The following is a 9,816-nucleotide window of genomic DNA, read 5'->3' on the forward strand; positions in this document are numbered from 1 at the left end:
AGTTTTCATTCTTTATTAAAAAAAGCAACAATTCATAACAATATTTACTTATCGCATGACGAATATATTAATGATGTTAAAAAATGAAATAAATGATATTCAACCCGCAAAGAAAAGGATATAATAAATAAAAGTTTATAAACCTTTTTTACTAATACTTACTTTTTGGGGTGCAGTCTATATTCCATTTATAACTTTTTTTAAGAAAAAAACAAGAGTATTTTTTAATAAATTTCTTTTTCCTTAACATTAAAAAGATATCTTATATAAGATATCTTTTCTTATAATTTATATATTAAAACCTAAGACCCTATTCTTTTTACTGGTAGTTTATTAAAAATAAAAATAAAACTTAAAAATAACATTCCAATGATAATACTATAAATAATTATATAAGTTAATATATTTGTAGAAAAAGTAATTATTACTGGAATAATAATAATGCCTAACAATAAACTAAAGATAGCATGCCCGAAGACATGTTCAATCATTAGACCTAAGGTTAAATGCTCAGTTCCAACTAAATTAATTATATTATTTTTTTGAATACGACTTAAATGCCCAAGACAACATCCTATTAAGATTTGACTTCCACCTAAACCAATTGTTAAATATAAAATATGCGATAATTGGGTTTGAAAGGGGAAGAAGGCAATTGTTAATCCTAATAATAATGCAATGGCAATTATAGCAATAATTGTATTACAAATAATTTGGTGTTTAATATTATTATTGTTTATTTTTAGTAAATATCCAAATAAATAACTTATTTTTCGAATAACATATAAACTACCTATCACTATAATCATAATTGCGGTGTTATTAAAAATTAAAATAGGAAGAATGTAACCAAATACTTCATTAATACTGTATAAAAAACTTGATGAATATAAATAACTTCAAAATTGTTTGTTTTTTTGAAGTACTTTTCAACTATTAGGATTAATTTTAAAAGTAATTTCTTCTGTTTGAATATCATGGTTTAAAAAAATTAAACTAAAGTTAATTAATGCAAATAGACTAAAATATCCTTGTAAGGAAATTTTAGCTGTTAATTCTGTTAAAAAGTATTGTATTAAAAAAGGAATTATAATTGTAACAACACTTCCTAAAATAAAATAAAGACTAGGGTTTGTTTTTAACTGATGTTCACGGGTATAACTACGGATAATTTCCATTGAAAAAGGAACCATTCCAGCAAGAAACATTCCTGTACAAAAAAGCAGTAAGGGATAAAAATAAATAATTAAATTATTATCAAAAAAATTAACAGTCATTAATAACGAGAGAAAAATAAAAAGAAAAAAACTATTAATTTGAAGGATAAAGGTATTACTCTTTTTCTTTTTAACTTTAGCCCATAATGGGGTAAAAAAGAACATTGCAGTGGGAACTAATAAGAAGAATCAAATTTTTGTTAAACCAAATTTATCAAAAATTGCAAATGGAATAAATGAAAATAGTGCTCCCATCAAGATTCCCTGAATAATTATTATTATTTTTCAATTTCGTAATTTATTTGTCATTTTTATTATCACATCCTTTGCTTTATGGTATTTATCATATTATTGCTTTTTAGTGTAGGGTTTAAAAAATCTTTTCTTTTTTAACTTACTTTTTTAAAAAATTAGAGGACGTTATCACGACTTTTAAATAAATATTTAACCATTCAAGGGACCACTCTTTTTCTATTAATTTTTTCATTTCAACTTCATTAATTATAAATGAATAATCCAAAAAAAGTAAGAATTAATGGAATATTTTTCAAATTATTAAGTTCTTTCTTTTAATTCGTTGTACAATGATATTATGAGTATTAATTTATTAGTGTATAAAAAGGAGATAAATAAAATGAAAAAATCAATTGATACAATCAAAATGTTGGGAATTGAAGCAATTAATAAAGCAAATTCAGGCCATCCAGGAATTGTTCTTGGTGCTGCGCCAATGGCATATACTTTATTCACAAGACACTTAGTTGTTAACCCACAAGTGGATAAATGAAAAAATCGTGATCGTTTTGTTTTAGCAGCAGGACATGGTAGTGCTTTATTATATTCGTTATTGCATTTATCAGGATTTGATCTTAATATTGATGATTTACGAAATTTTCGTCAAGTTGATTCAATTACGCCTGGTCATCCGGAATCACATTTAACGCCCGGAGTGGATGTGACAATGGGTCCTCTTGGCCAAGGACTTGCAGCAGCAGTTGGTTTAGCGTTAGCAGAAACGCATTTAGCAGCAAGATACAATACCAATAAATATCCTCTTTATGATCATTATACTTATGTTTTATGTGGTGATGGTGATTTACAAGAAGGAGTTACACAAGAAGCAATATCTTTAGCAGGACATTGAAAACTAAATAAATTAATTGTATTATTTGATTCTAATGATGTGCAATTAGATAATATGGTTAATGTTGCACAAAGTGAAAACATTGCTGATCGTTTTAAAGCAGCAAATTGAAATTATCTTTTTGTCAAAGATGGTAATGATATTGAAGCAATTGATCAAGCTATTATAAAAGCAAAAAAAAGTGATAAACCAACATTAATCGAAGTAAAAACAATAATTGGTGATGGGGCAACAAAACAAGGTACACCAGCAGTACATGGGGCGCCGTTAGGAAGTGATATTGAAACAGTTCGTAAAATGTTAAAATGAGATTATAAACCATTTGAAGTTCCTAGTGAAGTTTATAAGGATTTTGAAATCAATGTTAAACAACGAGGAATTAAAAAATATCAGGAATGATTAGAAATGTATCAAGGTTTTTGCAAAGAAAATTCTACTTTAGCAAAAGAACTTGATGATGCCGTTTATGGTAATTTTAATTTTAATCCACAAGATTTTCGTGATTTAAAACCAATTAAGCCACAATCAACACGAATTAGTAGTGGGGCAATCATTGACCGTCTTTCTAATATTATTCCAGCTTTAATTGGTGGTAGTGCTGATTTAAGTGGTAGTACAAAAGCAAAGGGAACTGATGGTGTTTATAGTCCTGAAAATCGATTAGGCCGTAATTTAGCTTATGGAGTGCGTGAATTTGCAATGGCAGCCATTAATAATGGAATTTGTTTACACCGTGGATTAATTCCTTTTGCAAGTGGTTTCTTTGTTTTTGCTGATTATATGAAGCCAGCTATTCGTTTAAGTTCATTAATGGAAATTCCAGCTATTTATATTTTATCGCATGATTCAATTGCTGTTGGTGAAGATGGTCCAACGCACCAACCAATTGAACAATTAGCAATGTTACGTAGTCAGCCAAACTTAAATGTTTTTCGTCCAGCTGATTTTAATGAAACATTGGGAGCTTATCATATCGCTTTACAGTCAAAACATACTCCAAGTGTTATTTTAATTACACGACAAGATTTACCAGAATTAGAACATTCAAATGTTGAGGCAGTGAAAAAAGGAGCTTATCAAGTTTATGGACAAGAAGATAATAATGATGTTGTATTGTTAGCAACTGGTAGTGAAGTTAGCATGGCGATTGCTGTTGCAAACAAATTAGAACATGATAAAAAAATTAAAGTAAAAGTAGTATCAATGCCTTGTTGAGAATTATTTAAGCAGCAAGATGCTGCCTATAAACAAAAATTGTTAGAACCAACAGCTTTAATTGCGTCAATTGAATTAGGAGCAACCTTTGGTTGAGAACGTTATACTTCAAATAATGGCTTAAATTTTGGAATTAACACTTTTGGACAAGCAGGACCATTTCAAGATGTATTAGAATATTTTGGTTTTAATGTAGAAAACATTGTTAATGCTATTAATAAAAAAATGCAATCATCATAAAAATGATAATTGCATTTTTTATTGTTCTCTTGTTTATTTAACTATCATATTTTAAATAACGTTGTCAAAAAATGGGAGCTAAACTACGTAAAATAAAAGGAACAACAATTTGGATAATTGGATATGTAAAAAGAAAACTATGAATAAAGTTATAAACAATGGCATATAATCAATTACTATAACCTGGTCAAACTGAATCCGGGAATAAAGTTGTTCAAATTAAAACACCAACTAATACTTGTGACAAGTAAATAAGAGTAATAATACTAAAACAAATAATAATATAATTAACATAAGTAATATATTTTTTGTCATTATTAACTTTAAAACGCATAAAACCCGCAATTGTTGGAATAATCATTGGAACAAAATAATCTAATAAATATGATCATGGTGAAACAATAAAATTTGAAGCAATAAATAGCAATGACATCAGGGCACTAATACTCCCAGTTATAAAACCAGAGATTGCTGAGTGTAAAAAAGCAATAACTATAAGTGGAAGATATTTTAAACCAATGCCACCACCATATGGTAAGTTAGGAAATAATGTTTCTAAATATGCTAAAGCTAAGGTTACTGCTACAAACATCGCAATAATAACAATATCAAATGTTTTTCATTTTCAAATTCCTAAATTAATTAAAAATCGTTTTCGTTTCATAGTATTAGTAAATAATAAATCACTAACCTTTATTTCATAACTATAAATAATAATATTACTAATTAAATTAAGAACATTCAAACTAATAATATTTAAAATAATAAACTGAAACTTATAATTAATATATTCTTCATAATTTGTTAATCAAACACTTATTGCAGATATGATACTAAATATTAAACCAAGTCCACAAGTCGTTAAACAAAAAACTCATATATTTTTAAAATATTGGTCATTATTTAAATAAAATAGTTTACTTAATCTTGATAGTGGTAAAATACTAAGCGTTATTAAAATACCAAGGTATAAACTTATGACAATAAAAATTGTTGCTTTATTGTATCATAAAATAATGTTTTGTTGGTTTAACTTAACCTTAAAAGATGGGGATGTAACCATATAAAAAATCTCCTTACAAAAATAATTTTGTAATTAACTTCTGTGAAAGTGAGAATCAAATTAAATTTATTAAATTAAATAAATAACGAATTTGAACTCCCTACGCTAGTGTTAACTAGATCAGGTTCGAAGAGTATTTCTCAAACGTATGTTTTATAAGTTACCTCTGTCAATTACAATATTATCTTAACATTGTTGGAAAAAACTGCAATAAATTTTAATAATTTATTATATAATATAATGTATATGGAATTAGAGGCAAAGATATGTTTAAATGATGAAGACGAAAAAAAACTGAACAAAAAATAGTAAATTTAGAAACAGCTAGTGCTTTTGATGATGAAATTGAAGCATTTAGTGGGGTTAATTTTAGTGATGAAACAATTGAATTTAAAGTGCCACAATCAACACAAGTGATGGTAAATAACTCAGAAAATTCTGAAATTAGAAATACTGAACAACACATCAAACCATCGAACCAAGAGAATGTTAATAATATTCATAGCTTTGTTCAAAATGCACGTCATCAAATTAATAAATACAAAGAAGAATATAATGTTAATGAACATGAAAATGTTTTAGAACGTTTAGAACAATTAAAAAAATTACGTGATAGTTCACAAGTTCAACCAAATGAATTTAAACAAATGCTAAATCAAATTAAAGAACGGAATTTTAATGATCGAATGGCATATATTATGGATCGCATTAAAATTTCTCATCGTGATGATGATAAGTTAGAGTTATACCATAATGGTGAACCATTAGAAGAGAATCTCTCAAAAGGGGTAAAAAAAAATAAAGTTACAATTACCGGTAATAAAAATGAAATTAATAATTTTAAATAAAACTTACCAAAAAAAAATTGCTAATTATTTAAGTGAAAAAGAAAATGTTACCATTACATTATCTATTAAACAATTTCAAGAAGTTGTGCGTGATACTGTCGAAGATGTTTTGGTTGAATTAGGAATTAAAAATAAAGATGAATAATTTTTATTTTGTTTGAATTTGCTGTTATTTTTGGATTGGGAGGAAGAATAAATGAAGATAGCATTATTTGGTGGTAGTTTTGACCCATTTCATACTGACCATTTAGCAATGATTAATCTTGTTAAAACAAAAACAGATATTGATGAAATTTGAATTATTCCAACAAATAAGAATCCTTTTAAAACACGAAAATTATCTCCCCCTACGGATCGTGTCGCAATGATTAATTTAGCAATCGCTGATTTAGTGGATGTTAAAATTAATTTAATTGAATTAGAAAATGCAAAGCCTAGTACAACATATGAAACTGTTTTAAAATTGCAACAGCAATTTCCTCATCATCAGTTTTATTTTATGATTGGTTCTGATCAACTAGCATCATTAAATAAATGAAACAATATTAATGAATTAGCAAGAATGCAAACTTTTATTGTTTTCCAACGAAATGAACCAATTGATCAAACAATTTTAAAACAATATCAAGCAATGTTACTTCCATTTCATAATAATTTACATTTATCATCAACAATGTTACGAGAAGGAAAAAACATTGCATTACAATTGCCAAATATTACGAATTATATTAATAATAATTTATTATATTTACCAGAACGACTAGGCCAAAATATGGATAAGGAACGCTATCAACATTGTTTAAATGTTGGCCAAAAAGCGCGGGAATTAGCATTAGTTCATAAGTTAAATCCGCAAAAAGCTTTAATTGCTGGGACTTATCATGATATTACAAAACAATGATTAGAACAAAAACAAAAAGCATATCTAACAAAATATTTACCAACGTTTTTATCAGAGCCAATTGCTACTTGGCATGCTTATACTGGTTATTGCCATTTAAAATATGATTTATTATTTAATGATGAAGATATTTTATCAGCAATTAAATGACATACTGTTGGTCGACCAGAAATGACTTTATTTGAAATGCTAATTTTTGTTGCGGATAAAATTAGTAGTGAACGAAATTATTCAAAAGTTGATTATTATCGAACATTAGCCCAAAAAGATTTAGTAAAGGCATTTCAAGAATTATTAATAGTTCAATTTGAACGAGCAGTCGCGAAGCAAGGCCTTGAGCATTTAGGAAAAAATATACAATTGACTTATCAGCAATGAAAAGAGGATAAATAAGATAGTATTACAAAAGCTTAGGTTTTATAAAAAATATAAATAAAAATAATTAGATAACTTTTTTAAAAGTTGATTTATCGGTATTTTAAAGATATCTCTAAAATAAAAAATAATTTTTATACCAAAACCTAAACTTTTTTCTTACTACCATAAATAACGTTATGAATTTAATTATTAGTGCAATGAAAGAGGAATTGACAGCAACTTTAAATGTTTTAAAACCAACAATAGTTGATAAATATACCCAGATTGAAGTATATCAAAAAGATAATTGATTATTTGCAATTAGCAAAATTGGGTTAGTTAATGCTGCTATGACTTTAACAACCTTACTTAAAGATTATGCAATTAAAACAGTTTATAATCTTGGAACTGTTGGGACTTTAAAACCAAATTTTAAACCATTATCAGTTTTAGCAATTACGGAAGCTTACTATACTTTTGCTGATGCCCAAGAGTTTGGTTATGCAATGGGGCAAATCCCTGGCGAATTACCTAGTTATTATAGTGATAAAAAATTAATAGCTACAATTACAACAAAAATGCCGCACATTCAAACAGCAGTTTTAGGCAGTAGTGATATTTTTATTGATAAAATAGAATATTTTGAGCATATTAAAACTAAATTTAAAAATAAGATTGATGTGGTTGATATGGAAGGTTGTGCTTTTTTTCAAGTTGCTTTAAATTATCAGATTCCAATTGTTAGTATTAAAATTGTTACAGATTATTTACAAGCAAATAAGAAAAGTTCAACAATACAATTTAAACAAAATTTATCACAAGCAGGAATTTTAATTTGTGAATTAATTTCAGCAGAATTATTTAATAATTAAGAATAAAAAATTAAAAATTAAGATATAATTTGAACAATGTTATCAAATAGAAAGAGGGATTAAATGCAAAACTTTATCAAATATTATTGTCGTGACTGACGGTTTTGATTCAAAATAATTATTGCATTAGTTGTTTTATTTGGATTACTAACTAATTATTTAACTAATTTACTGCATTTAGACAAAATGATTGTGACGGACAGTAATAACCAAGTAACATATTTATGAGATGTTTATGATCAAACAGGCGCAATTAGTCATTGAAATTATGCTGGTTACACAATATGATGAATTTCATTTTTTACAACACAATCAAATTTTTTAGTATTAATTTAATTCGTAATTGCAATTATTTGCCATCGGCAAGAAGGAATTATTAAACCATTAAAAACACATTTCTCATTATCAGTTGCTGTGTATATTACCGTTACTTGTTTAATTTACAATTTCGTATTATTACCAGCAATCTTAAAAAATAAAGATTTAATGTGAGGGCCTCTACAGTGAACAGAGCAAATTATTCTGCATGCTGTTGTACCAGTATTAACAATTATTTATATTGTTATCTTTGCTAAGCAGTCACCATTAGTTTTAACAAAACAATTTTATCGACAAAAATTAGGGTGATATTTTATTTATCCAATTTTATATGGTATTTATGGAGTTATTAAAGGAATATTATGTGAATATAGTGGAATGCATCTAAAGATTGCATATCAATATTTCTTTTACAAATTACAAATCCAAAAGTACAAGGTCTACCTGGTATTGTTTGATTTATAATTGCTATTATTTTAATTTCAGGGATTATTGCTGCTTTTGGAGGCTTATATCATTTTAGTATCTTAAAAGTTACAAAACGTTATCAACAAGCAAAAAATTTTTAATAAATATTTTACTCAGCAAAAAAGTTGTTAAAAGTACTCCTGTGTTTTTTTTATTCAATATAATAATAAGTAATAAGTATCTTATTGGAAGAAGGTGGCATATTGATGAAACGGTTATTAACCATTTTTAGTACTTTTGTGTTAGGCAGTGGTAGTGCTTTTGGGGTGGCTAGTTGTAAAACAAGACCAAAGCATATCATTGATGATGAAGAAGTAAATACTAATAAAGATCTTGAAATTTGAAATCAGATTAAAGACGAAGCAGAGCAAACTTTCAAAGCGTGGTGGGATACAAAGGCAACAGTTGATATTAATGATTATCCGGATCAAATACCATTTTTTACAGATTTAGTGACAGCAGTAGAAAAAACGGAAGATAGTTTAAGTTTAACACGAGAAGAAATTAAGAACTATCGTTTTTTAGAACAGTTATTGACTGGTTTTCAAGTAGAGTTTGCTAATTTAAATCAGATGTTACGCAATAAATATTCCAATTATTATGGTGATACAATGCCATTGTTGTTAGATGATAATAATATTTCGTTTAGGTTATATCATATTAATTTTTATAAGATAACAAAGTTAATAAAACGTACTCCACAAGCAATATTAGGAATCACGCTTAAGGTCACGATTCCCTATGAAGTAAGGTTTAAAAAATTATATAATAATGGTATAATTGATAATGAAGTAGTTATTTCTAATAATTTAGATGTCTTAAGTAATATTCAAGAAAGCCTTTTAGATTATAGACTGCACCCCAAAAAGTAAGTATTAGTAAAAAAGGTTTATAAACTTTTATTTATTATATCCTTTTCTTTGCGGGTTGAATATCATTTATTTCATTTTTTAACATCATTAATATATTCGTCATGCGATAAGTAAATATTGTTATGAATTGTTGCTTTTTTTAATAAAGAATGAAAACTTTCAATAACAATATTATCAGCACAATGATAATTTTTACCAATAGAAATTCTAATTCCATTAGATATACATTTATTATTATATATTTTTGATGTGTATTGAAATCCATGATCTGAATGAATTATTATGTCACTTATATCTTTTT

General features: G+C 26.6%; 11 protein-coding genes and 1 riboswitch. Of the genes, 8 read left to right on the forward strand and 3 right to left on the reverse strand.

Annotated elements, in window-relative coordinates; all coding sequences use genetic code 4:
- Nucleotides 1-302 precede the first annotated feature (302 nt).
- The gene (locus tag D9R21_RS02385; protein WP_126820948.1) at nt 303-1,526 is read right to left on the reverse strand and encodes a hypothetical protein; all 1,224 of its coding nucleotides are present in this window, start codon (nt 1,524-1,526) and stop codon (nt 303-305) included.
- 325 nt (nt 1,527-1,851) lie between these two features.
- Here D9R21_RS02385 and tkt point away from each other — a divergent pair, with 325 nt between their 5' ends.
- Nucleotides 1,852-3,816, forward strand: a complete 1,965-nt coding sequence (tkt, locus tag D9R21_RS02390) for a transketolase (RefSeq protein WP_126820949.1) — start codon at nt 1,852-1,854, stop codon at nt 3,814-3,816.
- A 37-nt stretch (nt 3,817-3,853) separates the two neighbouring features.
- Here the strand turns inward: tkt and D9R21_RS02395 are convergent, their stop codons facing one another.
- Nucleotides 3,854-4,879 (reverse strand): energy-coupled thiamine transporter ThiT, encoded by a 1,026-nt coding sequence (locus D9R21_RS02395; RefSeq protein ID WP_126820950.1) that lies wholly within the window; start codon nt 4,877-4,879, stop codon nt 3,854-3,856.
- A 79-nt stretch (nt 4,880-4,958) separates the two neighbouring features.
- Nucleotides 4,959-5,057, reverse strand: a riboswitch (TPP riboswitch).
- Between the two features lie 88 nt (nt 5,058-5,145).
- On the opposite strand from D9R21_RS02395, the gene D9R21_RS02400 reads away from it, so the two are divergent.
- From D9R21_RS02400 to D9R21_RS02420, 7 genes are all read left to right on the forward strand, one after another.
- Nucleotides 5,146-5,727, forward strand: a complete 582-nt coding sequence (locus tag D9R21_RS02400; protein WP_241568685.1) for a hypothetical protein — start codon at nt 5,146-5,148, stop codon at nt 5,725-5,727.
- Nucleotides 5,705-5,872, forward strand: coding sequence for a hypothetical protein (locus D9R21_RS08210; protein ID WP_241568686.1), 168 nt, complete (start codon nt 5,705-5,707; stop codon nt 5,870-5,872). Before D9R21_RS02400 ends, D9R21_RS08210 begins: the two co-directional genes overlap by 23 nt.
- Nucleotides 5,873-5,923: 51 nt before the next feature.
- Entirely contained in the window at nt 5,924-7,021 is a 1,098-nt protein-coding gene (locus D9R21_RS02405; protein ID WP_126820951.1) for a nicotinate-nucleotide adenylyltransferase, read from the forward strand.
- A gap of 161 nt (nt 7,022-7,182) precedes the next feature.
- Nucleotides 7,183-7,857, forward strand: coding sequence for a 5'-methylthioadenosine/S-adenosylhomocysteine nucleosidase (gene mtnN, locus D9R21_RS02410; protein WP_126820952.1), 675 nt, complete (start codon nt 7,183-7,185; stop codon nt 7,855-7,857).
- A 63-nt stretch (nt 7,858-7,920) separates the two neighbouring features.
- The gene (locus D9R21_RS08215; protein ID WP_241568687.1) at nt 7,921-8,193 is read left to right on the forward strand and encodes a hypothetical protein; all 273 of its coding nucleotides are present in this window, start codon (nt 7,921-7,923) and stop codon (nt 8,191-8,193) included.
- A gap of 150 nt (nt 8,194-8,343) precedes the next feature.
- The gene (locus D9R21_RS08220; RefSeq protein WP_241568688.1) at nt 8,344-8,640 is read left to right on the forward strand and encodes a hypothetical protein; all 297 of its coding nucleotides are present in this window, start codon (nt 8,344-8,346) and stop codon (nt 8,638-8,640) included.
- A 209-nt stretch (nt 8,641-8,849) separates the two neighbouring features.
- On the forward strand, nt 8,850-9,515 hold the full coding sequence (locus D9R21_RS02420) for a hypothetical protein (RefSeq protein WP_126820953.1): 666 nt from the start codon (nt 8,850-8,852) through the stop codon (nt 9,513-9,515).
- A gap of 17 nt (nt 9,516-9,532) precedes the next feature.
- Here the strand turns inward: D9R21_RS02420 and D9R21_RS02425 are convergent.
- Nucleotides 9,533-9,816 (reverse strand): integrase core domain-containing protein (locus tag D9R21_RS02425; protein ID WP_148108819.1); only part of this gene is annotated, 284 nt, incomplete at its 5' end.

Source organism: Spiroplasma endosymbiont of Megaselia nigra, from assembly GCF_003987485.1.
GTDB lineage: Bacteria > Bacillota_I > Bacilli_A > Mycoplasmatales > Mycoplasmataceae > Spiroplasma.